Below are 25,294 nucleotides of genomic sequence, written 5' to 3'. Positions count from 1 at the left end.
CCTCTCCTAGTTTACAGCGATACATCAATATCAAAAATATCACTGATTTCTTCTGCAAGTGCGCTATATTCAGCCTGCAGTTTATTGATCATCAAATCTGGATCATTTTTTAAATGTAGACTCAAAGACTCAACCTGATAACGATATAAACGAATGGCTGCCCATGGGGTCATTAAACCCAAACTCAGAACTTTCACAATCCAATTGGTCACCACAATCCAAGTATAGTGCCACTGTCCGCAATCGGTCTGAAATTCACTACGACTGATACTGGTATTGTTCCATGTGGTGATAAAAATTCGCGCCGACATTAGTGGCCAAATTAAAAATATCCCCAACAGATAAACCGCTAAAAATAACCAAACCAACTGCGCAGGATTACGACTCAACTGTCCTGCCAAAGCCAACATTATCCCGACAGCAAGCAAAATGCCAAAGAACAAAAAAATAGGCATATACATTGCGCGCATATATGCTGGCCAGTCTGCTTTTAGTTTAAATTTAAGCTGTCCTGCATATAAATGGTCTAGGCAATAACGCTTATACATCCACACCAACACAGGAAAAAATAAGCCCAAAGTAAACAAATTAATTACGATACATTTTAGAAATACCCAATAGGCTTCTTTGTTACTGCCTGAAAAATAAAAACGGGCATTGCCAAATTTACTATTTCGCGCCTTAAAACGAATGGTTGCTCGAATCAACCACGGCACAGCCAAATATAAAGCCACCACGCCAATGACCATTGCTTTGACTGAATAATTGGAAATCACCGAGATCGCAACATAAATTCCAATAGCAATTAAACGTCCCAATAAAATTTTATGTGGGATGCCCGTGAAATCAAAACGACGTTTGATTAATTCGGTATTGCCATAAAAGTAGCGCAAACGACGTACTTTTGCCCACGGTGCATACAGCCCAAAGGTCACGATCATCAACAAAATATTGACAATCCAAATACCAAAATACTCTGAGGCGCTACCATGAAACTGAAAATGATGAATCCGTCCAAGTAATGGATTCCGTGCGGGTGGCGTTGTCGGTTCCACTGGAAAAAACGGGGAAGATGGCGTTGCTTGTTGTGGTGAATCCCATTCTGAATTGTGCATGTGATGCCTTATTTATTTTATTGTGCGGTCGTTATTTTACCCAGACACTCAAACCCAAATGAGCAATGTTTCCAAATGGTAAAAAAGCAAGTGTTCACCATTCTAATAAAAAGTGAACAACTTGCCTAGAAAAGTTTAAAAATCAATGCGTAAAATTGAGTACTTGGCTTAGTCCGCTTGCAATTGTACCGCATGGAATTGCAAATGCTGATCTATAAAGCTTTGAATGAAATAATAGCCATGATCATAGCCTGCATGTTCCCGCAAACTCAATTTTTGCCCAACCGCATCGCAAGCTTGCTGAAATAATGCAGGATTGAGCTGACTATAAAATTGATCTTTCAATCCCTGATCAATCAAAATTTCACTGAACAATGCACCTTTGACCTGCACCAAAGCAGTCGCATCGTGCTGTAACCATACTTGCTGATCTGTACCTAAATAATTAGAAAATGCTTTTTCACCCCACGGGCATTGGCTTGGCGCACAAATCGGAGCAAAAGCAGACACGGATTTAAATTTTTCAGGATATTTAAACGCGAGGGTCAATGCACCATGACCGCCCATACTGTGCCCCATGATGCCAACGTGCTGTGCCTGAATTGGGAACTGTTGCAGCACCAATTGATAAAGCTCATCGGTGACAAAAGTTTCCATTTGATAATGTGCCGCCCACGGTGCTTGTGTCGCATTGATATAGAAACCTGCACCCTGTCCAATATCCCAATGGTCGCCTTTCGCAACAGCTTCACCACGTGGTGAAGTATCTGGACTAATCAAGATTAATCCCAATTGTGCTGCCATGTGCTGCGCATGTGCTTTAATCGCAAAGGTTTCTTCGTTACACGTTAAACCCGCCAAATAAAATACCGCAGGACACGCCTGCCCCGCCAAAGCTTGTTCTGGTAAAAAAATGCCAAACTGAGTTTCAGTCTGTAAAGCATGGGAATGAAAACGATAAATCCGTTGCTCACCCTCAAAACAGCGGTTGTTCTGAATTAACTCCATCACCCTCTCCTCTTTGGCTTATTGAACAGATTGTGCACTCAATTGAATTTCAGCCGATGTTGCAACACTTTTTTGAGGAAACAAACGCTGCTCTAATTGTGGCAACATCAATTCCATATTTTTACCCATCGCCCATTGTGGCTCTGAAGGTTCAAAACCTTGCGCTTGCTCCCATTTCGCCACAGTCACTTTGGCTTCATTAAAAGCATTAGCAAAAGAGTTTTGTTCACGCATAGCCTGATCAAAAAAGGCACGACCAAAATAAGTATAATCAGCTTCGTTTGAACAACCAAACGACTCACGATCTGCTGCCGATGCAGTAATCACCAAGGTATTATCATCTTGCAAGGCGGATACAAAGCTACCTGAATAACAGGCTGAAATGACGATCACACGCCAACGAATACCCGATTTATCCAAAGTATCGCGTAACCATTTCGGATCGACCTGATTTAAGTCAAGTGGTGCATTTTCAATTTCAAAATGATCTTTTAAACCGTGTGAGGTCATATATAAAAACAGCACATCACTTTCACGGTTCATGCGCTGTCCAATACGGCGCAGCGCTAATTCAATACTGGTTTGCGAAGCAATTGGAATTACATTGCGGGTCATTGGGTTATTAATTAACACCATCGAACGCCCAAAAGTACCAAAACGGGTATCAAACTGTTCACGAATGCGCTCAATTTCAGACATAAATACGTCTTGATAACTCGCCCCTGCAACACCTAAAAAGTACCAATGCGATTGAGCAAATTCCCCATATTGAATACTGTCTAAAGCTTTATTGAGTACACGACTTTGTGCATAAAAAGCTTCTTCGCTTAGACTTGGTGGAACTTCTTCTACTTTCCAAATGGGCTGACTTTTCACTGACATTTGCCAAACTACCAAAGTGAATAAGGTCGCCAAAACAATCAGCGCACGTTCCCACCACGGCCAATGCAATTCACGTGAAAACACCCATACCACTGCCAAACTTTGCCAAACAAATAGCACCATAAAAATGGTAGGCAAATAGTCATACAACACATACGGCAAGACATCCATCATGCCCATGTATTGAATCAAGCTTTGTAATAATGCAACGTGAGTATCTAATACCAACCACAACAAAGCAGGTACTAACAATAAACGCGGGTTATTGACACGCTGAGAAAGAATAATTCCGACAATTAAGGCAATAAAGGGCCACAAGGCATAACTGACCAAACCTTGTGGGTTAAATTCACCCACTTCTCCCGCGACCAACCAACTGAATAAGGTATTGGCAAGACCACCTAAAATCCCCCAAAAAATCAGTTGTAAGATAGAAGGACGAATAATTTGCAAAGAGCGTCGCGAACCCAAAAATAACCAAACGCCTGCGGCTTGGTTGCTTTTAAAATCGTGCCAAAAATTAATGGAGGGTTTGAAGTCAATCATAGGATTCTGTTAATCGCAGCTCGCGTTTCCACACTCCAAGTTTATGCTTGTCGTCGTAATTATCAATTGTCAATTTTAACTATATAACAAATCTTTGCGCATTATAGAAGCATTGAACGCCTTGCCACTGCTTTAGTGGTAGAAATCTACCCATTGTTCAAATTTGCTTGGAAATAGGCATCAAATCGGCAAGCATCACCCTGCCATTGATGTGTGGTTTCCTGCCCCGCCAAAAATACAGCCAAACGTGGGCGCTTCACCACAACACGTTTGGCAATTTGCTGTGCCAAACCCAGTAAATGATCACCTAAATCCATTTCGCCATCTTCAGGTAACAGCAAATGTAATAACTGCATTTGTTTTTTGACTTGTGCCTGCTTTTTCTGCGCCTGTTGATGTTGATCTCGCTGCGGAAACATCGGGTCTAAATACACCACATCAACCACTTTGCCCTGCGCTGCGCAGTTGCGTAAATAATCTGCTGAATCTGTAAAAACCAACTGGATACGGGCAACAACACTTGCTAAAAAAGGATCATCTGCGGCTTGGCGTTTAGCATCCTCCAACAAAGTAAAAAGAATAGGATGACGCTCCAACAACGTGACCTGAGCACCCAAGTGTGCCATGAGTAAGCTGTCGTGTCCTAATCCTGCCGTAGCATCAATTAGGCTTGGTTTTTCCGACAAATTACAGGCACGAGCAATCATTTCCGATTTTAAAGAGGCACGTTTCAATCGCCCAACTTCAGCTTTCCAATCGGGTTGCATTTTCATGCCATTGGCACACAACCACAACCCTTCAGCATCTACACACAATGCCAATTCAGGGTTCAAACGCAAAAAACGCGCATTGAGTTTTTCTACTGTTTCAATGCACGTTTGCACGCCTCTAGACAAAAGCACAGCAGAATAATGCTGTGCTTGAGTGAGCCACTCGGCTTCGGTGTATAAGCGAAGTTCGCTTACCATAGTTTCCAGCCTGTGAATGCGAACAATAAAATGATTAAACCTGAAGCAATACGATACCAAGCAAAAATCATAAAATCACGTTTCGCCACATAAGCCACCAATGCACGGATCAGCAAAAGTGCGGAAACAAAAGAGACGATGATCCCGAAGCTGAGTACGGTCCAATCTTCAGTAGTTTGGAATACATCATAGCTTTGATATAAGTCGAGCAAGCCTGCGCCAATAATGACAGGAATTCCCAAAAAGAAGGAAAACTCAGTTGCTGCTTTTCGCGATACACCCAAGAACATCGCGCCAATAATAGTTGCACCTGAACGCGAAGTCCCCGGAATCAGCGACAATACCTGAATTAGACCAATCCAAATCGCATCTCGATAAGTTAGTTCTTCAACCTCATGGGCACGTACTTGTGGTGGATGTTTTTCAATCCACATAATAATAAAACCGCCAATAATCAAACCAATCGCCACGGCAACATCATTAAAGAGTAATTCTTTTACAGTCTGCCCAAAGGTCAATCCAATCAGAATAATTGGAATAGATGCCATAATCAGACCAAAGCCCAAGCGTCGACCTTTTTCTTCGCCAGTAAACATGCCTGTGGCTGCGCCCCATAGACGTGTCCAGTACTCATATATGACCGCTGCAATTGCTCCCATTTGAATGGCAATCACAAATACATCGCTTTTTTCTTTGGTCCAAAAGTCCATTAGCTCTGCAGCGAGAATCAAATGTCCTGTGCTAGAAATGGGTAGAAATTCGGTAATCCCTTCTACAATACCCATAATTGCCGCTTTGAGCAGCAGTAAAAGATCCATAAATAACCCTAATTATGCCTTGCCTTGTTCTGGAATTTTTTTCCAAGCATTGTCACGTAAATAGACAGGCAATGCTTGTTCTGCGCTGACCCATTGCTGTTGCTGTGCACAGACGCGTGCAATAGTAGCAATATCTTGTGCGGTTGCACTTAAGCCTTTGTATTGTATTTGTTCTTGATCAATGAGACCTGCACCAGAACCGACCAATTGAAAGCGTACCGTCTGTGCAGCATCGCTATAATTCAATAATTGTTCCTGATCAACCGCCTGCATGATTCCTTGTGCATCTAGCTCAAAACTGGCGATATACACTTCATTCATGCGTGCATCCAACACAGCCGTAACTGCAGTTAATCCTTCAAGACGATAAGCCGCCTGCGCCAATGCCTGCAAAGTCGATACAGGAATTACAGGCACATCATGCGCCCACGCCAAAGCTTGCGTGACTGCCGCATTAATTCGCACACCGCTAAAAGAACCCGGGCCACGGCTAAAGGCAATTGCAGTCAGATCAGCCGTACTAATTTGAGTTTCAGCAAAGCCTTGCTCAATCATCGGTAAGATGGTTTGCGTTTGTGCTTTTGCTCGCGCATCTAATTGAAAAAAGAGTTCCTGTGTTTCATCTACAATCGAAACGGAACACTGCTCATTGGCAGTTTCCAATGCCAGCAATTTCATGCACAACCTTCAAGGAGTAAATATCAAAAATTGGCGTTATGATACTCCACTCCTGAAATTCACGCGAGGATTTACATGCCTTAGATTGCAATTCCTGAGTATAAAATTCTATGTAATTACAGCTAAAAAATGCGTTTGACTAAACGATGCAAATTCTATTTTAGAGTGTTGCAGGCTCTAGGTTTACAAAATGCTGAAAATGTTCAGCATAGTGCAGCGCACTCATTTTTAAACGTGCTTCTGCAGACTCATCCAAAGTCTTAACCACTTTACCGGGAGAACCCATCACCACAGAATTATCGGGAATCACTTTCCCTTCAGGAATTAAAGCATTGGCACCAATAATACAGTTTTTACCAATCACCGCATGATTCAGCACCACTGCATTAATACCAATCAGGGTGTTATCGCCCACGGTACAACCATGTAACATCGCCAGATGTCCAATAGTCACATAATCACCAATCTGCATTTCAATACCTGCATCGGTGTGCAACACAGCATTTTCCTGAACATTACTAAAATTACCCAATTTGATTTTACTGTTATCGGCACGTACCACAGCCCCAAACCAAATACTAACTTTCTGTCCCAACTCAACCTGACCAATGACCGTGGCATTATCCGCCACCCAACCATCCCACGGTTGCTGCATTGCTTTCGGGGCATATCCTTTAAATTTATACAACATGGTTCCTTCCTATCTTCACATCAAAATTTTTCTATTTCTTAAATGTTGGTGAATTTAACAAAAACGGCCATTCTTTACGATAATCCAAACCATATTCAAATAAAGACACCAACATCCGCGCTGTTAAGCCCCAAACCACTTCATCTTCAACCTGCATACTCGGAAAATATAATTTTTGTTGTGCAAAGCTCACTTCATACGGCGTTGGTGGCGCTTCCATTAAATGCTGTAAAGAGGCAAAAAAGATCCGATCAATTTCTGAAGGTTGTGGAATTAATTCTACTTTTGGAGGAATCAGCCCCACCACAGGCTTAACCAACATTCCATTACGGGCTTTTTGCATTGGCAAGTCACCAATCAACTGCACTTCAAATGGATTTAATGCGGTTTCTTCCTGCGCTTCACGCAATGCCACCACAATATTACTGGTATCTTGCGGATCGCGTTTGCCACCAGGGAAAGACACCTCACCCGCGTGATTATTGAGTAAGGTAGAACGGCGGGTTAGCAATACCTTTGGATCAGACTCGTCGGTAATGGCAATCAATACCGCTGCATGCGCTTCCATGAACGTTTTAGAAAAGCGCAAACGTTGCTGTAATAGATGCGTGAGCGAATGATCAATCATGCCTTATAATTCTCCTTGTCTAAGTTTTCATCATAGCTGAAATAGGTGGGCAATAGATAGAGAGGATGCCAAAGTTGAAATTTTCAGTTATTCTGAGAACTCCCTTCAACAATGACGATCACTATGAACTTTTGTGGAAATTGTGGACAAAAAACAACAACGAAAATTCCGCTTGGCGATCAGCAATTACGTCAAGTGTGTAGCGCATGTGGCAATATTCACTATGTCAATCCAAAAGTCATTTGTGGTGCATTGGTCGTTTGGGAAAATAAAGTATTGTTGTGTCGTCGTGCAATTGAACCACGCTATGGTTTGTGGACTTTACCCGCAGGCTATATGGAAATGTTTGAAACCATGGAGCAAGGTTCTGCCCGTGAAACCCGCGAAGAAGCCGAAGCGGAAATTGAAATCGAACAACTTTATTGCATGTATAACATTCCACGGATTGGGCAAATTTATGTGCTGTTCAAAGCTCAATTGTTGAATGGTCAATTTGGTGCAGGTGAAGAAACCATCGAATCACGCTTGTTTAGTGAAGATGAAATTCCGTGGTCTGAATTGGCTTTCCCAAGTGTAGAACGTACTTTACAACACTACTTTGCAGATCGAAAAAACAATCATTTTACGACCCACTTAGAAACCTTAGGTTCACGTACAGATCATACGGGTTAAAAACCCCACATGATGTTCATTTGAATCAAGCTAAAATTCGAATAATAAATAGCCCACTCTAAAGTGGGCTATTTTCATCACTATGTCACCTAAAATTAATGCTAAATACGCACTTTATTTGGGTTATAACACTCAGCAACATCTAGACTTACAGCTCCACCTTGGGCTTTCACCAAAGCTTTATCTGCATCAGTTGCTAAAGCAGGGTTTTGAGCCACGTAAGTTGCAAGTTGCGCATGATAAATATTGCTCCACTTCACTGTTGAGCCATTGAAATCAGACAATGTAATACGTGTAGAGTTGGCTGCAACTAAATTGCCAATATTGGCACGTGCACCGCCCACCACTTGACCATTTCCACCTTCAACCGCTTCAATTTTGGTATTCAAACCAATGACTGCGCCATCAAGTTTATGAAATTTTGGATTGGCTAAAATCATACGTAAAGTGACTGCTTTATTGTCGATATCGGTTGCACCTAACACACCTATACGGTATTGCTGCACACCATTTGTATCAACATATTCAGCACCAGACTGACGAATTGCTGCACACTGACCAGACATATCGGTTTCTGTGGCATTTGGTGCTATATCTGTACGAATATTGCCATCCTCATCTAAAACAACACCTAATTTGATGCTATCTGTAGTCGTTCCGCCATCAAAATTAAAGGTCAAGGTTGCATAAATTGGGAAAATATAGCGACTGCCTAAAGGTACATTTTTCTGGGTTTTAAAAACGCGATTATCCAAAAAGTTCACAGAAAAGAATTTATAGGCATCAAAAGAACCTTTGAACTGATCGGTACCTATGGTTTGTTGCCATTGACCATAATCTGCAGGATTCGCTGTTGTAGATTTGGTCAATAATTTATAAAAACCTTCCGTGCCTGCAATTAAATAATCATTAAACACCTTACCTTGGGTAATTTTAAAATCATCAGCCGCATTGTCATTCACACTAAAACGGAATGGCCCCTGAATACGTTTATTCAATGGGTTGACCCATGTGGTTTGTGCTGCTGCTACCATACGCTCAGGACGTACTTTACGAATCAATTCACCACTCACCGTTAAAATTGGGTTGGTCGTGTTTGCAGACACCGCACCTTTCCATTGCATACCATAACCGAAGGTATATCCAGAACGGTCTGTGATTAGTTGATATTGCCCAATGAGGTGTTTCAAATCTGCGACCGTAGATTTACAGTCTGCCAAATTACAGCCATATAAACCTTGTGGTAATTGTGAATCTTCTTTGGCTAAAATTGGATAGTTAGCTTGATAAGATGCCGAGTTATTCATGTAAACCAAGGTGTTTAATGCTTGATAAGCATCATCTTGAGATACCTGTGACACATCTACCCACGGGCGTAAAATACTGGCATAAGCCCCTGAACGATAGTCACCAACCTCAACGGACTCAGCAATATTTGCCAATTGTTCTTTTTTGAGTGTCGTAATCGTTAAAGGCTGAATATCACCTGCAATGGTTCCTCCACCTTCAACAGAAAGTGCTTGTAGCAAGCGTACAATTGCAGTCGCGACCTGTATCGTTTCGTCACTACTACTTAAACTCGTTGCTTGGCGTCCTGTTAATCCACGTGCCATATCTAACACACTTAAACGTGGATAACCCGCACCTGCAGTACTGACCATTCCAATATCAGACAATGATACTGTCCCTAAATCAATATATTGATTGGTCTTTTCCTGAATAAAGAAGTGGACTTTATCTCCTTCACTACATTTACCTGTTGCCGCATTACTTTTCGGCTCAATCATGGTGATGTAGGTTTTACTGGTATCACTGCTACAGGTAAAATTCAAACCATCCACAGGATAATCCAATGCAAATTCCACGCAGTTTTTTGCTGTACTGGCACAACTCCCGTTGATATACGCCACAGCATTAGGCTCTGGATTAATATTGGCACTTTCTCCACCACAGCCACTCAATGCCGCCATCAATGCTGTCGTTGCAAAAGGTAAAATATGTCTTGTTTTCATCCTGAATTCTCTTATTGTTGTTAGCGTATCGCAATGAGTTTTAATTGCCCTTGGTTACTGAGCGCGCGATGTTCCATATCCACTGCAGAAGCCAATGGCGTTAATAATACATAGTGGCTATTTTTTGGAAGTTGCAGCATACCTTCTATTACCTCGTGTCGTAAGACATTGCCTGCAGTATCCTGATTTCTAAAACCACCTGCACCTTCAATCACACAGCCTTTTTGATCCAGAAAAACCACAAACGGCCAATAAAAGGTCGGTTGATTTTGCTTCATGGCATAAGAGTTGATTTGAATATTTTGAATATTGCCTTCTAACTTCACCAATTCATAATCAAATTTTTCGGTTAAGGGAGCTCTAGGCCACAAATTTAAATCTTGTTGTGCTTTTAAGGTTTTAGCTTTATTTTTTTTGCTTTCAGCAAAACATTGCTGCCCCAAACCCTCAATTGCTTCAGCTTGATTAACACGATAATAGTCTGCAGCCAAAACAATAGCGTGAGGCTCAGCAACCGATTGCTTTTTAAATAATTTATTGAGAACGGAACGGCTTACACCACGTTCACGTTCGACCACTTGCATACGAGCACCACCGCCATTTTTTGTGTCAATTATGCCTTCTGGCATACTATAAAAGCGTTTTTTTCCTTCTAAATTAAACTCCTGATCTTCCAAATACTCACTTTTAACATACTGTTCTCCCGCCATCTCCATAAAACCCGTTTGTTGGGCAGATGCATGCGATGCTTGATCTGGTGTTTTTTTAGAAACAGACACTGTGGATGGATCAATCGCAAATTGCTGAGGAAGCTGTTGTAAATCCTCTAGTACAGATGGTTTTACCGCGACTTTGTTGATCGCTGCTTCTTTTGCCAATCCTGTTTGATGAACAGATTCCGCACTGGAAATATCTTGCTGCACTGCATTTGGCTCAGTGTGTGATGCACGCAATGATGAGTTCTCTTTGCTTTGACTAGCCTGATTTTGTGACATAGCGGATTGTTCTGAGATATTCGGCTTAGACAAATTCAGTTGCTTGCTCGCCTGAACAGAAATATTTTTAGATACCTGAACGGATGTTTGAGCAGTTATCTGCTGTACTTGATGCACCTTGTCTTGCTTAAACTGGTCTTGTTGTTGGTTTTCTTGTAGTTGCTTTTGTTGGACTTGCTTTTGCTGTTGTGCGGTTTCCAACGCCTGTATCGTTTGCTTTTTTTCTGCAGCATTACGCTGCACCACAATTGGACGACCATCTGGTCCAATAATGGTGTAAAACTGATTCGCGTAACACACCGATCCCATACTGAAAATCAGTGTGAGTATCGACTTTGAAAATAAAGTCCGTTTTATTTTCCGTACTGAACTTACCATCGTGTTCTATAACTCAATCCAAGAATTGTAATTTTTGTATCCGTTTTCACATTCAAACCCGCATAAGGGTTTAACAGCAGGTTATTCACACCTTCCTTATTGGCTAAGCTACTGGTATTGGCTGGAATTTTATCCTTACTTTGTAAAAAGCCGATGGATAAATCAAGGTCTGTATCTGCATCAAAACGATATCCCACACCCAGACCGAATAAACGTGCATTATTAATTGGTACCATAGTGTTACGTTTATTGTCAGGAATCGCACTACCACGTGGTTCATAACCCGCACGCAGTTTTAAACGGTCTGTGGCTGAATATTCGATGCCAACACCCCAGTTCCACGGTGACTTAAACTCTAATGGCAAAGCTAAACTGTCATCAGACACATGCTCCGAAAGCAATTTTGCAATTTTTAATGCCGAGATTTGACGGTCAAACTCGAATTTGAATTTATCCCATGCTTTATAGTCAGTCCAGCCCACATCAAAATTGACTTGTAAATCAGGCATGACTTTATATTTTATCCCCGCTTGAAAGTGCGCAGGATATTCAAAATCCATAGAAACCAAACCAGACTCACTGGCTGGAATATAACTTGGGAAACCTAAAATTGCCGCTAAAATCTGCCCTGTTGGTGAAGACATCAAACCATTAATTAACTCACGCGGTGCTTTCGAGTTATCAATATGATATTTGCCCTTCAAGCGCATTTTAGCTGCACTCTGATACACCATACCAAAGCTAAAATCTTCTGTCGGTTCCCACAAAATACCCAAGTTATAACTCGGGCTTAAACTTTGCTCAACCGCCAATTGCATTTGCCCAAAACGCGAAAATGGATTCATACCTTCTTCGGCATTACAAATCCCGAGCAACAAAATATCGGTAATGATGTCTGAATTTTCTTTAAATGGCGTACAGACGACCTCATCCACCATACGCAACATCCCGATTAGTTCATTCGGGAAGCGCAAATCGGTATTCATGGCGATAGCTTGGTAAGACATCCCAATTGACGCACCGACTGACAATTCATCATTGACTTGATAGGCAATAGATGGAGAAAGATAGGTGATACGTTCTAAGGCAACCTGTTGTCCCATAAAGTTACCAGGGTTACCATTTTCGGCACCAAAGCCTGCAATCAGCGGTGCATATAATGCGGTGGCAAAGGTTACTTTGGAACCAGGTGGATTATAGGCAATACCGTTGGTTGGCGCTGCCAGTGGCATACCCTTACCTAAATCGACAAATTTTTTCAGAATCGGGACATACAACGTTGGATATTCGACATCGGCTTGTACTGTACCTTTAAAATCGGTACAAAAATCGGCCAAAATTTCTGGCCCATCGTTACACACCACAGGGTCATCAGAATAACCAAATACGTCATAACCTGCTGGAACAGAAAGCTCACGCTGTACATCAAAATGTGCCAACACCCCTTGCACATCTGTTTGCAAACCTTCAATCTTGGTCAGTGCAGCAGGGTTAAAGTGAATCGCACTAATACCAGGAGGATCTGCAGTGACCGCATTCCCCATAGTCAAAGAACGAATATCGACAGATAAGTTTTGTCCAAGCTGCGCAAAAGCAGCCCCTGAACAGCCCGACAGTATAATTGCAGTCACTAACGGGCGAAGTCGTATCATTTTCATGCGACTAGCCTCTTAGCGAATTTTTTTACCGAAACCGAGAATATCCAGTGGGAATGACAAACCAAGTGATACGTCTGGCGCGTCTTCGGTCAGACCGATTCCTACCGTACCATTCACAATGGTTTCAGGTGAAACGCGAACGCCTAATGAAATAGCCAAAGTCGAACTGGTCTGGTCTGCAGGTGAATAGCTTTCACCCGTATGATAAGTAAACTCCGAACCTGTATTAAAGCTTTGCTGATAGGACATGGTCATCGACACATCGTAGTTAAACGAATAAGCAAAACCAAAAGCAAAACCACCACTAATACCTGGCTCAAACTCTTCAATAATACGGCTACCGCGAATTTGATTGAGACCGCTTTCTTTAAAACCATAGTTGGCTGAAGCAGAAGCAAACAATACAACTGGGTCAATATACTTACGCGTACTTGCACCGATGCCTGCAGAGTAGTAACCCTTACCTGTTGATAAATCTTTAACAGGATTAATCTCGTAAGGACTATCCCCCGTTTTGGTCGATAAATTTGCGAATAAAATTAAAGGTAAACGCCCCGCTTTTAATGGGAATGGCTCCCAACGTGCACCTAAAGAAATATCCCCCAAGCCTGCTGCCGTGGCATCTTTTAACAAGTCTGACTTTGCAACCAATGGTACAGAAGCAGATAAAGTTAAATTGTCACGCAAACCATATTGTGCGGTGAAGGTGTTAGTTAATGCGTGGGACGCATTTTCTTGCACACGAAGCTGATACAACTGACCTTGAGCCATTTCAAGGTCGAGCTGCGTATCACGATGATAGGTATAATCAATATCATAATAAGATGAAATTTCACCTTGTCTCATAAGGGAATATTGACGCTCATTCGAGGTAAACACTTCCTCTAAATTCGCCTCTTTGGTTGCGTCGCCCTCTTGCTGTTGCAAAGCAGATGATGCTGCTTGTGCACCATTTGCAGCGACAACCGCACTATTTGTTTCAGCACTTGTATCTGCAGTGGATGCTGCTGTATCTGATACTTCTGCCTGTTCAGTTGTGGTTTCATATTCCCCTAATTGCGGCTCCTCTGCGGCATAAGCCACCCCAAATACCATTTGAATACTGAGTGCCAATAAGGTTTTATTCATCCATTTACGATCCATGATTTACCCCTTCCATTTTTATTTTTGTATTTCGTGAACAACTAATTACTTGTTTTTATAGTAGAGTCTTAAAAAACGATGCTCGTACTGTCCATAATTATCAGAATCTTTATTTACATTACGTTCTAGTCGTATCGTCGATGCTTTATCAGCTATTTTTTCCATCGCAAATTGTGGATATTGAATATCAACAAAGGCATAACGATTCACTGTTGCATCTTCCACATGACGTAAATCTTTTTCATGTAATGCCAACATATTTTGTCGATGCTGAGGTGCTACATTAATTAAGAACAGGGTGTTATTTTCCCAAACGTCCTTAAATCGTTCTTCATCAAAACTAATATTGCCCAAAGCTGGGTCAGCCACATAAACCCGCCCATTTTTATAGGCTTTATACACCACAAAATGTTTAAAACCTGCATAGGAAATCGGCACAATTGCAGGCTGTCCTTGTTTAACTAAATCCGAAAACTCCCCGCGATATCCACCACTTTCCATGCCCAAAGCTGCGACAAAGCGCTTCATATCCAATAGCGAAAAACTACGACGTTCAATAATTCGGTCGTATTCTCCATAACGCAGCAAGCCACTCATGGTTTGTTGCTCGTTTAATTGTGTTCCTACATAACCATTCAGCAAGGTTGTTAAAGCTGCAGAACCACAACTGTAGTCATAGGCTTGGCGCACAATTCCGCGAAATTGATCTTCTAAAGCAGGTTTAATTTGCACAGGCTCTCTGTGCATACGGGTAAAGGAATTATTTCTAGAATCCAAAGTTTCTGTGTAACGCACAGTTTCAGGATGCTGTTCTTTTAAATCAAAGGCTTGTGTGGCAGCGTAATAGATCAATGCCGAGCCTAAAGCGATCTCTAACATATATTTTTACTTTTTAGTTCTCGGCAATACCTGCCTAATATTTTTATTTTTAGAGCTTTCACTCTACTTCCTTGTATTTAGAAAGATACTCGTTTTAAAGAAAAAAAAAAGGTCTTTCTATATTTTTTTGCGAACTCATGAGTTTATTTGTAAAAAAAAGCGCGTGAATTCACGCGCTTTTTCAGTTTTTAAATTAGTGACCTGAAATGGTGATAACAGCACCCTTAGTGTAGCTACCCTGAGAAGTACTGTAGTAAGTTTGAAGTCCTTGAACTTCCATATCACCAATAGAAGCAGCAGTACGACTACCTAAATGAATACCTTTAATATATTGGTCTTTGGCACCAGTGTCATTGCTTACAATGCGAATATGCGCCGCCTTACCAAGAGTAGTACCACCGCCAACATAAGCATCATTAAATACTTGGATATCTTGATTTAGGGTCAAATCTTTACTATCTGCATCTGCAATTTTAATGCTTTCAATAAAGATTTCACCCGCCTCTTTTGTTGTAATCGCTGTAGTACCTACAGCACCAACAGCTTTCTCTTTGGTTGAATTGTCTAAAATGCCCAAGTTCTTAATTTCTAAACCGCCGACCATCGTCGTATTCAACTTAACCATTGCGCCTTGTGGGGCAGCACCCAATTGGATATTGGCATCCATTTTACCTGTTTTGATTTCTAAACCAGATAAAATTGCGTTGTAGTTGGAATCACTATGGCCACGACGAATATTGGTTGCATTAGGGTCAATTGTATTTGATGCAGATACGCCAATTTCACCAATCTTGATATCTAAGCCAGATACTTGAGCTGCAACGTTAATAAATGCTCCACCTGCAGCAGTAGAACCTGCATCTGTATCAATGACCAAGTCTGCTAAGTTACGCGAAGTTAATAAGTAAGCACCATTATCATCATAGTTTGCACCAATCACGATACCATGTGTTTTGTTAGCGTTACCATCAACACCATTGCCTTTGATAACAATTGCACCAGCATTACCAGTCCCACCAAAACCAGCATCACCAGCAGCACCTTTTGCAGCCAAACCATCATTATCATGGATTAAAAGTTTTTCGATTTCGATTTTAGAAATACCAATCCCGATGCTTAAACCATCTTGACCAGTAGTTGCGCTTAATGCAGTATCGTCCATTGCCTGCATTGCCATTGCATTTGTCGTTAACGCAATTGATGATACCAAAGCAAGTTTAGTAAATTTTTTCATCTTGTTACTCTCCCGAGAGTATTATTTTTTTGGTTTTACCACTCAGTGCTAGTAATTGTTTTTTTATTTGATGAGGACAACACTAACACACATTCCTTGAGTAGCCGGTTTGCACATACAAAGGTATATCTGAGTTATTTTTTGTTCAACTGCTGTTGGTCGCAATCCACATCTTACCGACAAACGGTTATTTGCTTTTTATCTGCTGCAATCATGTAAAATAGCCTTTTAAAATCTCTCAGCTGTTTACGCTTTATGTCCTATCCTACTCATTTTAAAAAATTATTCTGTGAACCTGAATATGAGGCTGCAAGAATTTTGCAAGCTTTGGCAGCACTTTCACATTGTATTTATTTGCAAAATAATGGAAAGGCACGTATTGCTTTTTTGGCTGAACGCTATTGTGTGCAGCAAAACCATCAACATTTTTACTTTCAAAAAACGGCATTGGATCAATATGAATTAAGTCCAACTCAATTAGATTTAACAGCTCATCTCGGTGCTTTAGAAGATGCTGACACCGCCCCATTTTGCAGTGTAATGGGGTTTGTTTCGTATGATGCAGCAGCACAGCAACACATCAATATGCAGTCTCGTCCCCAGCCAAGTATTTTTTTAGGTCAATTTAAAAGCTATTTACAGCAAGAAACTGATGGCTGGTATTTTTATAGTTCAGACGATGCTGCTACTCAAATCTTTGATTTTATTTTAAATTTATATACTCAATCAACCATAATTGAACAGTTCCAATTAAGCCAAAAGTGTCAAGCCCGCTGGAATTTCACAGATTACCAACGCGCCTTTCAACATGTTCAAGACTATATAGTGGCAGGAGATTGTTATCAAATTAATCTTACGCAAGAGTTTAGCGCTGAGGCTCAAGGTCAACTTTTAGAGACTGCAGCTCAGTTTTGGCAACTGACCAATGCACCTTATGCAGGTTATTTACGTATTGGTGATTTTGAAATTTTAAGTTGTTCGCCCGAACTCTTTATCGATTTTGAGGAAAATCGAAAAATTACCACAAAACCCATTAAGGGCACGATGCCACGTTATGGCGATCCTGAATTAGACCGACAATCGAAACAACAATTAAGTGAATCTAAAAAAGATCAGGCTGAAAATGTGATGATTGTGGATTTATTACGTAATGATTTAAGTGTTTATGCCGAAACTGGCAGCGTCAAAACGCCAAAGTTATTCAATATTGAGTCTTTTAACCAAGTGCATCACATGGTCAGTGAAGTGACCGCAACACTAAAAGCCGAGATGAATCCTTTTGATGTGTTGATGTCTGCCTTGCCAGGTGGGTCAATTACAGGCGCACCGAAAATTCGTGCCATGCAAATTATAGATGAACTCGAAGGTGCAGCACGTGGCGCCTATTGCGGCTCTATGGGTTATTTTGATGCCGATGGAACGGGTTCTTGGAATATCCTGATCCGTTCTATTCAGAAATATCAGCAAGATGTTTCATTATGGGCTGGTGGTGGCGTCACGATTGCATCTGTTTGTGAAGCAGAATATCAAGAATGTTTTGACAAGGTTTCAGCGATGTTGGACTTATTGAACCGCTGGTACAAACCTGCGCAATAGCATGTCGCAAAAACAAAAAAAGCGAGTGAATTCAATGCTTCACTCGCCTCTACGATATTTTAACAATTAAGCCAAAATATCGTATTTTAAAGTATCGACCAAGCGTTGATTTTGCTCATCTGTACCAATAGTAATGCGCAAATATTGATTGATGCGTGGTTTATTAAAATAACGCACAATAATACCGCGTTCACGTAATGCTGCAGCTAATTCACCCGCATCCTGTTGAGGATGTGATGCAAAAATAAAGTTGGCGTGTGATGGCAATATCTTAAAGCCCAAGCTCGTTAAATCCGTCACCAATTTCTCACGGCTTGCAATAACTTTTTGGCATTGTGCTTCAAAATACGCCTGATCTTGAAAAGATGCCACCGCTGCTGCAATCGCAAAACGATCCATTGGATAGGAGTTAAAACTATTTTTCACGGCTTCCAGTGCGGCAATTAAATGCGGTTGCGCAATCGCAAAACCAACACGTAAACCTGCCAAAGAACGTGATTTAGAAGTCGTTTGACAGACGACTAAATTGTCGTACTTTTCTACTAATTTCACTGCAGATTCTGCACCAAAATCGACATAGGCTTCATCAATAACCACTACAGAATCTAGATTGGCTTGCAAAACTTCTTCAATAGCAGATAAACCTAAAGCAATACTGGTCGGTGCATTCGGATTGGCGATGATGATGCCGCCATTGGCTTGCTTATAATCATCAACCACAATTTCAAAATCATCATTTAAAGGCAAAATTTTAGTTTTTACCCCAAAAAATTGACTATATACAGGGTAAAAACTATAGGTGATATCCGGATACAGTAACGGCTGTTCCTGAACAAAAAAAGCCTTAAAAATATGTGCAAGGACTTCATCTGAACCATTGCCAACAAAGACATTTCCAACAGCTACATTTTGCTGTTTCGCAATGGCTTGCTTAAGCTCAGACGCATCTGGATCTGGATATAAACGCAGTGCATCTGCCGAGTTTTCTAAAACCTTTTGCACCGCTTCCACCACTTTAGGCGAAGGTGGATACGGGTTTTCATTGGTATTCAATTTTAATAAATTTTGAATTTTTGGCTGCTCACCCGGCACATAAGGCTCTAGCTCACGTACTTCAGGGCTCCAAAAACGCATTTGTTCTGCTGTGATATTCATTTTGTATTCTCTTTAAACCCTCTCCTAACCTCTCCCAAAGGGAGAGGAATTTTCATTACTAAAGACACAAAATTTGTGTGGTTTAAATTCCCCTCTCTTTATTAGGAGAGGGTCAGGGAGAGGTTGTAATGCTATTTATGATTGATAACGATAACGTGCTGATCGTGCATGCGCATCCAGATTTTCCTGCTTCGCTAAAATATCAGCGGTTTTCGCCAAACTTTTCACGCCCTCAGCTGAACACATAATCAGACTTGAGCGTTTTTGGAAATCGTAAACACCCAATGGCGATGAAAAACGTGCTGTACCCGACGTTGGTAATACGTGGTTTGGCCCTGCACAATAATCACCAATAGCTTCTGGTGTATAGCGCCCCATAAAGATCGCACCCGCATGACGAATTTCTTCTGCCATCACTTGTGGATCATCCATACACAACTCCAAGTGTTCGGGCGCAACTTGGTTGATCAATTCAATCGCCTCTTGACGATCTTTGACTAAGATCAATGCACCACGATTTGCAATAGAAGTGCGGGCAATTTCAGCTTTAGGCAAATTCGCCAAGTGCTGTTCAATCGCTTGTTCAACCTGATTCAGCAATTGCGCATCTGGTGTAATAAAAATAGATTGTGCAACCGTGTCGTGCTCGGCTTGGGAAAGTAAATCCATCGCCAACCATTCAGGATTATTTTCACCTTCGGCATAAACCAAAATTTCGGATGGCCCTGCAATCATATCAATGCCGACCTGACCAAACACAGCACGTTTTGCAGCTGCCACAAAGCGATTACCCGGCCCCGTAATTTTATCTACCGATGGGATGGTTTCTGTACCATAAGCCAATGCAGCAACAGCTTGCGCTCCGCCAATGGTAAATACACGAGTCACCCCTGCTAAATATGCAGCCGCCAAAACCAATGGATTGAGTTCACCATTCGGTGCAGGTACCACCATAATAATTTCAGGTACACCAGCAACATGCGCAGGCACAGCATTCATGAGCACAGAAGATGGATAAGATGCCAAACCACCTGGTACATAAATACCAACACGGTCTAATGGCGTAACTTTTTGCCCAAGCGTGTTGCCCAAAGCATCAACATAAGTCCAGCCATCCTGCTTTTGCGCTTGGTGAAATTCACGAATACGTACAGCAGCCAATTCCAAAGCTTCACGAACTTCGTTATCTAAAGCATCAAATGCGGCTTTCAGTTGTTCCTGACTTAACTCAAGTTCTGAAAATTGATGCGCTGGATGTCGATCGAACTGTTGAGTGAGTTTAAGAACCTGAGCATCACCGTGCTGACGCACATCAGCAATAATTTGATCTACAGTTTTTAAAAGTTCAGGATCACTGACAGTTTCAAAAGCCAACAAGTCTGCAAAGGCTTGTTTAAAGCTTTGATCTTGAGTCGATAAACGTCGCATCAATTTACCCACAAGGTTTGATAGAAAAGTTTAGTTTACCTTGTTTCTAGGGCTTTGTGGGAATCTATACATGGCGAAAGCAGTATGTTTTGATGGAAATTCACGTTCGAAATCATTCAAGAACAGAATCATGCACGAACATAAAAAAACCGCCATTAAATGACGGTTTTTTGAGAAGGCAGGATGATGGATACAAAGTTAAGCAGATTGTTTTGCCAACTCTCGTTCTGCCACAGCTTTTTCAAGTTGTGCCAAAATTGGATTGAGCAAATCTTGCTTGCGCTTAAAACTGGCTTTATTGACAATTAAACGTGAAGATACTTTACAGATTTCTTCTAGCGGCTCTAAACCGTTGGCACGTAAAGTATTACCTGTATCAACCACATCGACAATGTAATCACCCAAACCGACCAATGGTGCTAATTCCATTGAGCCATAGAGTTTAATGACATCAACCTGCTCACCTAAGCTGGCATAATATTGACGGGTCAAATTCACATATTTAGTGGCAATTTTTAAACGACCTTTTGGACGCTGCATACCAACTTTGCCCGCAGTCATTAATTTACAATTGGCAATTTTCAGATCCAGCGGCTCATATACATTTTGAGCGCCATGCTCCATCAGCACGTCTTTACCCGCAACCCCAATATCTGCCGCACCATTTTCAACATAAGTTGGTACATCAGAGGCACGTAAAATTAAAATACGCACTTGTTTATGTGTGGTTGGAAAAATCAACTTACGTGATTTATCTGGATCTTCCAGTAAATTAATTCCCGCAGTTTCCAATAAAGGCAAAGTTTCTTTTAAAATTCGCCCCTTACTTAATGCCAAAGTTAAACCATGATCAAAATTGCCCATGACGTCAAAATTTGGATCATCGTTTCTCATGTCATTCATCAATTTACTCGCTTAATTTGGGCGCCTAAACCTTGTAACTTTTGTTCTACATTTTCATAACCGCGATCAATATGATAAATACGGTCAATCAATGTTTCGCCTTCTGCCGCCAATGCTGCTAACACCAACGAGAATGAGGCACGTAAATCGGTTGCCATAACAGGTGCAGCAGAAAGTTTTTCTACTCCTGTCACCACCGCATCATTGCCTTCTACCTGAATATTGGCACCCATACGTGACAACTCAGGGACATGCATAAAACGGTTTTCAAAAATAGTTTCCGAAATGGTAGCAAAACCGCGTCCAATCGCATTCACCGCCATTAACTGTGCTTGCATGTCTGTTGGAAATTCAGGATGTGGTAAAGTTCTGAAACTCACGGCTTTAGGGCGCTTGCCCATCATGTCCAGTTCAATCCAGTCATCGCCACGTGTGACTTCCGCACCCATTTCTTCAAACTTATCTAACACAGATTCTAGCAAGGCAGGATCGGTATGTGTGGTTCTGATTTTACCGCCCGTAATTGCAGCTGCAGCCAAATAAGAACCTGTTTCGATACGGTCAGCAACTACTGAATACTCACAACCATGCAAGTGTTCAACACCTGTAACCACTAAAGTATCGGTGTCTAAACCTTCAATTTTAGCGCCCATTTTGATGAGCATTTGCGCAAGGTCGGTAATTTCAGGTTCACGTGCAGCATTACGAATAGTGGTAACACCATCTGCCAATACCGCAGCCATGAGAATGTTTTCTGTTCCGCCAACAGTGACCATATCAAAGACCACTTCGCCACCTTTAAGGCGACCATTAACTTTGGCATTCACATAGCCATTTTCAACTTCAATTTCTGCGCCTAAAGCTTCAAGTGCTTTAAGATGCTGATCGACAGGACGTGAACCAATTGCACAACCACCTGGCAAAGATACTTTTGCACTACCATAGCGCGCGACCAATGGGCCAAGCACCAAAATAGAAGCACGCATGGTTTTTACCAATTCATAAGGTGCAAATTGGTTGTCCAACGTTGATGTATCTGCAATGACTGTATCGCCTTCATAAGACATTTTAATGCCCAAGCCTGCGATCAACTTCACCAAGGTATTTACATCTTTTAAATTTGGAACATTTTTCAATGTAATTGGCGTTTCTGCAAGAATCATTGCAGCAAGAAGTGGCAAGGCTGCATTTTTTGCACCAGAAATACGCACTTCACCTTCGAGCTTATTACCGCCCTGAATTAAAAATTTATCCATTAAATTATTAAGCTCCAAATAAGCTTGCTTTACGCCATTCTTCTTGTGTCATTGCACAAATTGTAACCGCATGAACTTCACCGCTGGCAATATAGCTATTCAATGGTGCATACACTGCTTGTTGACGAACAACAGGACGCTTACCTTCAAACTGATTATCTACAATACGAAGATCAAACTTGCCGCCTTGCCCACTTACAGCAACTTCAGCCTCTGGAAAAGCAGCTTTTAAAATTTCAGTGAGCTGTTCACTATTCATCACAAAGACCTCTTTAGGACCAACGGTGTAAAAACCTGTCATTTTACTATAAATAGAAAAAATAATTCATTAATCCTATACATTATCGCAATAAAAAAAGAGGTTTATCCAAAACCTCTTTTTAAATCACATTTTAACTAGATGGCTAAAGGCTGATAATCCAACTGCATCTTCCGATGTTTCTCTAACTGACGTTTTAATTTTTCTGTCATCATCTTAATTGAAGTATACATATCATCCGCACAAGCTTGCGCAAACAGCTCGGTGCCGGGCAAGCGAATAATCGCTTCAGCAATATGATTGGCACTGCCTTTTTTAGAATGTTTATCGATTTGATGATCTTTACTTAATTTCACCTGCATACTATTGACCTGATCCAGATGTTTGGTCATTTGTGCAAACTTAAGTCGAATATTTTCTTCAATTGCAGGGGTGATAGCTAAGTGATGTCCACGAATTGTTATTTGCATAATTCTATCCCTCACCTTCATTAGGATTAGGAAGGCATAGTTCACATGATTGATTGCCAAATAACAGATCACTGCAGCGGTCACTTTAAATCATGTCTAACTATTCCTTCAAAAAAAATTCATTATTTGGTCATAATGAATCCTTAGAATAGACCGATTTTAAAAACTAGATCAAGACTTTTCGTTCAGAAGATGACGGAATATTTAATGACTCACGATATTTCGCAACCGTTCTACGTGCCACATCAATTCCTTCTTCCTTAAGAAGGTTTGCAATTGTGTTGTCTGACAAAGGTTTACGTGGATTTTCATCTGCAATTAACTTTTTAATCTTCGCGCGAATCGCAGTTGAGGATGCTTCTCCACCTGAACAGGTTCCAACATGACTTGAAAAGAAATATTTCAATTCAAATAAACCACGTGGAGTTAACATATATTTATTGGTGGTCACCCGTGAAACTGTAGATTCATGCAACTCCACCTCATCAGCTACATCACGCAAAATCAACGGTTTCATTCCTTCAGCACCAATTTCTAAAAATTCACGTTGATGCTGCACAATACAAGTCGCTACCTTTAATAAGGTTTTATGACGTTCATCAACACTTTTAATAAAGTTTTTCGCATCTAGCATTTGATTACGCAAATATTGATTATCTTCACTTTGATCTGCGCGTTTAATCATATTGGCATAAAACGAATTAATTCTAAGCTTAGGCACAACATCAGGATTCAGCTGCACCTGCCAATGGTCCTGCTTTTTACTAACCACTACATCTGGAATTTGATAATCTGACTCCTGATCTTCAAATGCTGTACCAGGATGCGCTTTCAAGGTTTTTAATAAAGCCACTGCATGCTGTAGCTGATCTGCGCTTAAACCCGTTTGCTTAATTAACTTGGCTAAATCATTCGAAATTAATAACTCATAATGCTGCAAGAGTTGCAGTGCTTCCTGCCGATAAGGCACATCTGTAGCCAAACTTTCAAGCTGAATAGATAAACATTCCGCCAAATTACGCGAACCAATACCAATCGGCTCTAAACGCTGAATATGTTTCAAAACGACCAAAACTTCATCGTCTTCAACTTCATCTTCGTATTCCATGGAGATCAATAAATGTTGCACAGATGTAGTGATTTCAGATATTTCACAATCCAAGAAACCATTGTCATCCAAAGCATCGACAATACAGTAGGCAATGAGCTGCTCGACTTGAGAAAAATGCAACAGATTGATTTGTTGCATCATGTGCTCTTTTAAACCTAAATGTCCCTGACGATTATCCTCGCGCTCTTCATATTCCGCTGCTCCCAAACTCGTGGGTAAATGAGTGTACACATCATCCCAGTCTGTATCGACAGGCAAGTCATTCGGTAGATGATCTGCATTTAATTCTTTAGTCAAATCCTTTTGATCATGCTCTTGCTCTTCTAAGGTGGATAAACTTTCGACACTACTTTGTTCTTCGACTTTTTCTAATAAGGGATTACTGTCCAACTGAATTTGAACTTCTTGTTCAAGTTCCAAGCTCGAAAGTTGAAGCAAACGAATGGCTTGTTGTAACTGCGGTGTCAGTGACAAGGAGTTTGCAACTTTTAATCCAACCGATAACTTCATTTTCACCCACTCTTTTAAATTTATGTTTTTCAACAACTTAATATATAAGTTTTTGATAAGCAATTTCTATGCCGTTTTATTAGGTATAGCACAGATTTATCAAAAGACATAAAGATTTTAATCAGAAGTTCTATTCAATTTATTATTGTTTTTCTAACTTTATTTTCTCTCTTGCATAAAAAAACACCCCCAACATTTGTTGAGGGTGTTTGAATAATGAGCTGGCGATGACTTACTCTCACATGGGTAACCCCACACTACCATCAGCGCGAAGAGGTTTCACTTCTGAGTTCGGGAAGGG

General features: G+C 41.0%; 23 protein-coding genes. 2 read left to right on the top strand and 21 right to left on the bottom strand.

Annotation, left to right across the window (positions count from 1 at the left end):
- Positions 1-11 precede the first annotated feature (11 nt).
- The 8 genes from FTT71_RS11755 to FTT71_RS11720 all read right to left on the bottom strand — a co-directional run bounded on the left by FTT71_RS11755 (position 12) and on the right by FTT71_RS11720 (position 7,334).
- Positions 12-1,115 carry a YjgN family protein gene (locus tag FTT71_RS11755; protein WP_154320405.1) on the bottom strand — a complete coding sequence of 368 codons (1,104 nt, stop codon included), beginning with the start codon at positions 1,113-1,115 and terminating at the stop codon, positions 12-14.
- Positions 1,116-1,283: 168 nt separating this feature from the next.
- Positions 1,284-2,123, bottom strand: a complete 840-nt coding sequence (gene fghA / locus FTT71_RS11750) for an S-formylglutathione hydrolase (protein ID WP_180061251.1) — start codon at positions 2,121-2,123, stop codon at positions 1,284-1,286.
- An 18-nt stretch (positions 2,124-2,141) separates the two neighbouring features.
- Positions 2,142-3,551: a C13 family peptidase gene (locus FTT71_RS11745; RefSeq protein ID WP_104852429.1), complete on the bottom strand. Its 1,410-nt coding sequence runs from the start codon at positions 3,549-3,551 to the stop codon at positions 2,142-2,144.
- Between the two features lie 146 nt (positions 3,552-3,697).
- Positions 3,698-4,519 carry a class I SAM-dependent methyltransferase gene (locus FTT71_RS11740; protein ID WP_179989105.1) on the bottom strand — a complete coding sequence of 274 codons (822 nt, stop codon included), beginning with the start codon at positions 4,517-4,519 and terminating at the stop codon, positions 3,698-3,700.
- Positions 4,513-5,337, bottom strand: coding sequence for an undecaprenyl-diphosphate phosphatase (locus FTT71_RS11735; protein ID WP_136143576.1), 825 nt, complete (start codon positions 5,335-5,337; stop codon positions 4,513-4,515). The genes FTT71_RS11740 and FTT71_RS11735 overlap by 7 nt, the downstream gene beginning before the upstream one ends.
- A gap of 12 nt (positions 5,338-5,349) precedes the next feature.
- Entirely contained in the window at positions 5,350-6,015 is a 666-nt protein-coding gene (gene tsaB / locus FTT71_RS11730; protein WP_096902124.1) for a tRNA (adenosine(37)-N6)-threonylcarbamoyltransferase complex dimerization subunit type 1 TsaB, read from the bottom strand.
- Positions 6,016-6,175: 160 nt separating this feature from the next.
- Positions 6,176-6,706 (bottom strand): gamma carbonic anhydrase family protein, encoded by a 531-nt coding sequence (locus tag FTT71_RS11725; protein ID WP_131261917.1) that lies wholly within the window; start codon positions 6,704-6,706, stop codon positions 6,176-6,178.
- Between the two features lie 31 nt (positions 6,707-6,737).
- Complete coding sequence (locus FTT71_RS11720; protein WP_004975226.1) at positions 6,738-7,334, bottom strand: CoA pyrophosphatase; 597 nt, start codon at positions 7,332-7,334, stop codon at positions 6,738-6,740.
- A 123-nt stretch (positions 7,335-7,457) separates the two neighbouring features.
- Here FTT71_RS11720 and FTT71_RS11715 point away from each other — a divergent pair, with 123 nt between their 5' ends.
- On the top strand, positions 7,458-8,006 hold the full coding sequence (locus tag FTT71_RS11715; protein ID WP_026438436.1) for an NUDIX hydrolase: 549 nt from the start codon (positions 7,458-7,460) through the stop codon (positions 8,004-8,006).
- A 101-nt stretch (positions 8,007-8,107) separates the two neighbouring features.
- Here FTT71_RS11715 and FTT71_RS11710 read toward each other — a convergent pair whose 3' ends face one another.
- The 6 genes from FTT71_RS11710 to FTT71_RS11685 all read right to left on the bottom strand — a co-directional run bounded on the left by FTT71_RS11710 (position 8,108) and on the right by FTT71_RS11685 (position 16,305).
- Positions 8,108-10,018 (bottom strand): flagellar protein FilF, encoded by a 1,911-nt coding sequence (locus FTT71_RS11710; protein WP_131261918.1) that lies wholly within the window; start codon positions 10,016-10,018, stop codon positions 8,108-8,110.
- Between the two features lie 20 nt (positions 10,019-10,038).
- Entirely contained in the window at positions 10,039-11,391 is a 1,353-nt protein-coding gene (filE, locus tag FTT71_RS11705) for a putative pilus assembly protein FilE (protein ID WP_179989110.1), read from the bottom strand.
- Positions 11,385-13,049, bottom strand: coding sequence for an OmpP1/FadL family transporter (locus FTT71_RS11700; protein ID WP_004975217.1), 1,665 nt, complete (start codon positions 13,047-13,049; stop codon positions 11,385-11,387). Before FTT71_RS11700 ends, filE begins: the two co-directional genes overlap by 7 nt.
- Positions 13,050-13,061: 12 nt before the next feature.
- Positions 13,062-14,192, bottom strand: a complete 1,131-nt coding sequence (locus tag FTT71_RS11695; RefSeq protein WP_004975214.1) for a hypothetical protein — start codon at positions 14,190-14,192, stop codon at positions 13,062-13,064.
- A 45-nt stretch (positions 14,193-14,237) separates the two neighbouring features.
- The gene (locus tag FTT71_RS11690; protein WP_004975213.1) at positions 14,238-15,071 is read right to left on the bottom strand and encodes a C39 family peptidase; all 834 of its coding nucleotides are present in this window, start codon (positions 15,069-15,071) and stop codon (positions 14,238-14,240) included.
- A 193-nt stretch (positions 15,072-15,264) separates the two neighbouring features.
- Positions 15,265-16,305, bottom strand: a complete 1,041-nt coding sequence (locus FTT71_RS11685) for a DUF6160 family protein (RefSeq protein ID WP_004975211.1) — start codon at positions 16,303-16,305, stop codon at positions 15,265-15,267.
- A gap of 255 nt (positions 16,306-16,560) precedes the next feature.
- On the opposite strand from FTT71_RS11685, the gene pabB reads away from it, so the two are divergent.
- Positions 16,561-17,901, top strand: coding sequence for an aminodeoxychorismate synthase component I (gene pabB / locus FTT71_RS11680; protein WP_004975209.1), 1,341 nt, complete (start codon positions 16,561-16,563; stop codon positions 17,899-17,901).
- Positions 17,902-17,967: 66 nt separating this feature from the next.
- Here pabB and hisC read toward each other — a convergent pair whose 3' ends face one another.
- The 7 genes from hisC to FTT71_RS11645 all read right to left on the bottom strand — a co-directional run bounded on the left by hisC (position 17,968) and on the right by FTT71_RS11645 (position 24,993).
- Entirely contained in the window at positions 17,968-19,056 is a 1,089-nt protein-coding gene (hisC, locus tag FTT71_RS11675; RefSeq protein ID WP_180160990.1) for a histidinol-phosphate transaminase, read from the bottom strand.
- A gap of 135 nt (positions 19,057-19,191) precedes the next feature.
- Complete coding sequence (gene hisD, locus FTT71_RS11670; protein ID WP_162495523.1) at positions 19,192-20,496, bottom strand: histidinol dehydrogenase; 1,305 nt, start codon at positions 20,494-20,496, stop codon at positions 19,192-19,194.
- Between the two features lie 186 nt (positions 20,497-20,682).
- Positions 20,683-21,387: an ATP phosphoribosyltransferase gene (gene hisG / locus FTT71_RS11665; protein ID WP_004975201.1), complete on the bottom strand. Its 705-nt coding sequence runs from the start codon at positions 21,385-21,387 to the stop codon at positions 20,683-20,685.
- Entirely contained in the window at positions 21,387-22,643 is a 1,257-nt protein-coding gene (gene murA, locus FTT71_RS11660; protein ID WP_004975199.1) for a UDP-N-acetylglucosamine 1-carboxyvinyltransferase, read from the bottom strand. The genes hisG and murA overlap by 1 nt, the downstream gene beginning before the upstream one ends.
- 7 nt (positions 22,644-22,650) lie before the next feature.
- Positions 22,651-22,902 (bottom strand): BolA family iron metabolism protein IbaG, encoded by a 252-nt coding sequence (gene ibaG / locus FTT71_RS11655; protein ID WP_180160989.1) that lies wholly within the window; start codon positions 22,900-22,902, stop codon positions 22,651-22,653.
- A gap of 137 nt (positions 22,903-23,039) precedes the next feature.
- Positions 23,040-23,372: a ribosome hibernation-promoting factor, HPF/YfiA family gene (hpf, locus tag FTT71_RS11650; RefSeq protein ID WP_096902101.1), complete on the bottom strand. Its 333-nt coding sequence runs from the start codon at positions 23,370-23,372 to the stop codon at positions 23,040-23,042.
- Positions 23,373-23,538: 166 nt separating this feature from the next.
- Entirely contained in the window at positions 23,539-24,993 is a 1,455-nt protein-coding gene (locus FTT71_RS11645) for an RNA polymerase factor sigma-54 (protein WP_131261926.1), read from the bottom strand.
- Between the last annotated feature and the right edge of the window lie 301 nt (positions 24,994-25,294).

Source organism: Acinetobacter sp. YH01004 (genome assembly GCF_013420455.1).
Taxonomy (GTDB): Bacteria; Pseudomonadota; Gammaproteobacteria; order Pseudomonadales; family Moraxellaceae; genus Acinetobacter; species Acinetobacter towneri.
This window is presented reverse-complemented; position numbering and strand designations above follow the sequence as displayed.

Excerpts from the sequence above, each read along its gene's own strand:
- tsaB (WP_096902124.1), bottom strand. The coding sequence starts at position 6,015 with ATGAAATTGCTGGCATTGGAAACTGCCAATGAGCAGTGTTCCGTTTCG.
- FTT71_RS11645 (WP_131261926.1), bottom strand. The coding sequence starts at position 24,993 with ATGAAGTTATCGGTTGGATTAAAAGTTGCAAACTCCTTGTCACTGACA.
- FTT71_RS11745 (WP_104852429.1), bottom strand. The coding sequence starts at position 3,551 with ATGATTGACTTCAAACCCTCCATTAATTTTTGGCACGATTTTAAAAGC.
- FTT71_RS11735 (WP_136143576.1), bottom strand. The coding sequence starts at position 5,337 with ATGGATCTTTTACTGCTGCTCAAAGCGGCAATTATGGGTATTGTAGAA.
- FTT71_RS11725 (WP_131261917.1), bottom strand. The coding sequence starts at position 6,706 with ATGTTGTATAAATTTAAAGGATATGCCCCGAAAGCAATGCAGCAACCG.
- murA (WP_004975199.1), bottom strand. The coding sequence starts at position 22,643 with ATGGATAAATTTTTAATTCAGGGCGGTAATAAGCTCGAAGGTGAAGTG.
- FTT71_RS11740 (WP_179989105.1), bottom strand. The coding sequence starts at position 4,519 with ATGGTAAGCGAACTTCGCTTATACACCGAAGCCGAGTGGCTCACTCAA.
- FTT71_RS11755 (WP_154320405.1), bottom strand. The coding sequence starts at position 1,115 with ATGCACAATTCAGAATGGGATTCACCACAACAAGCAACGCCATCTTCC.
- fghA (WP_180061251.1), bottom strand. The coding sequence starts at position 2,123 with ATGGAGTTAATTCAGAACAACCGCTGTTTTGAGGGTGAGCAACGGATT.
- FTT71_RS11685 (WP_004975211.1), bottom strand. The coding sequence starts at position 16,305 with ATGAAAAAATTTACTAAACTTGCTTTGGTATCATCAATTGCGTTAACG.
- FTT71_RS11695 (WP_004975214.1), bottom strand. The coding sequence starts at position 14,192 with ATGGATCGTAAATGGATGAATAAAACCTTATTGGCACTCAGTATTCAA.
- hpf (WP_096902101.1), bottom strand. The coding sequence starts at position 23,372 with ATGCAAATAACAATTCGTGGACATCACTTAGCTATCACCCCTGCAATT.
- pabB (WP_004975209.1), top strand. The coding sequence starts at position 16,561 with ATGTCCTATCCTACTCATTTTAAAAAATTATTCTGTGAACCTGAATAT.
- FTT71_RS11710 (WP_131261918.1), bottom strand. The coding sequence starts at position 10,018 with ATGAAAACAAGACATATTTTACCTTTTGCAACGACAGCATTGATGGCG.
- hisG (WP_004975201.1), bottom strand. The coding sequence starts at position 21,387 with ATGAATGACATGAGAAACGATGATCCAAATTTTGACGTCATGGGCAAT.
- FTT71_RS11720 (WP_004975226.1), bottom strand. The coding sequence starts at position 7,334 with ATGATTGATCATTCGCTCACGCATCTATTACAGCAACGTTTGCGCTTT.
- FTT71_RS11690 (WP_004975213.1), bottom strand. The coding sequence starts at position 15,071 with ATGTTAGAGATCGCTTTAGGCTCGGCATTGATCTATTACGCTGCCACA.
- filE (WP_179989110.1), bottom strand. The coding sequence starts at position 11,391 with ATGGTAAGTTCAGTACGGAAAATAAAACGGACTTTATTTTCAAAGTCG.
- FTT71_RS11700 (WP_004975217.1), bottom strand. The coding sequence starts at position 13,049 with ATGAAAATGATACGACTTCGCCCGTTAGTGACTGCAATTATACTGTCG.
- FTT71_RS11715 (WP_026438436.1), top strand. The coding sequence starts at position 7,458 with ATGAACTTTTGTGGAAATTGTGGACAAAAAACAACAACGAAAATTCCG.
- hisC (WP_180160990.1), bottom strand. The coding sequence starts at position 19,056 with ATGAATATCACAGCAGAACAAATGCGTTTTTGGAGCCCTGAAGTACGT.
- ibaG (WP_180160989.1), bottom strand. The coding sequence starts at position 22,902 with ATGAATAGTGAACAGCTCACTGAAATTTTAAAAGCTGCTTTTCCAGAG.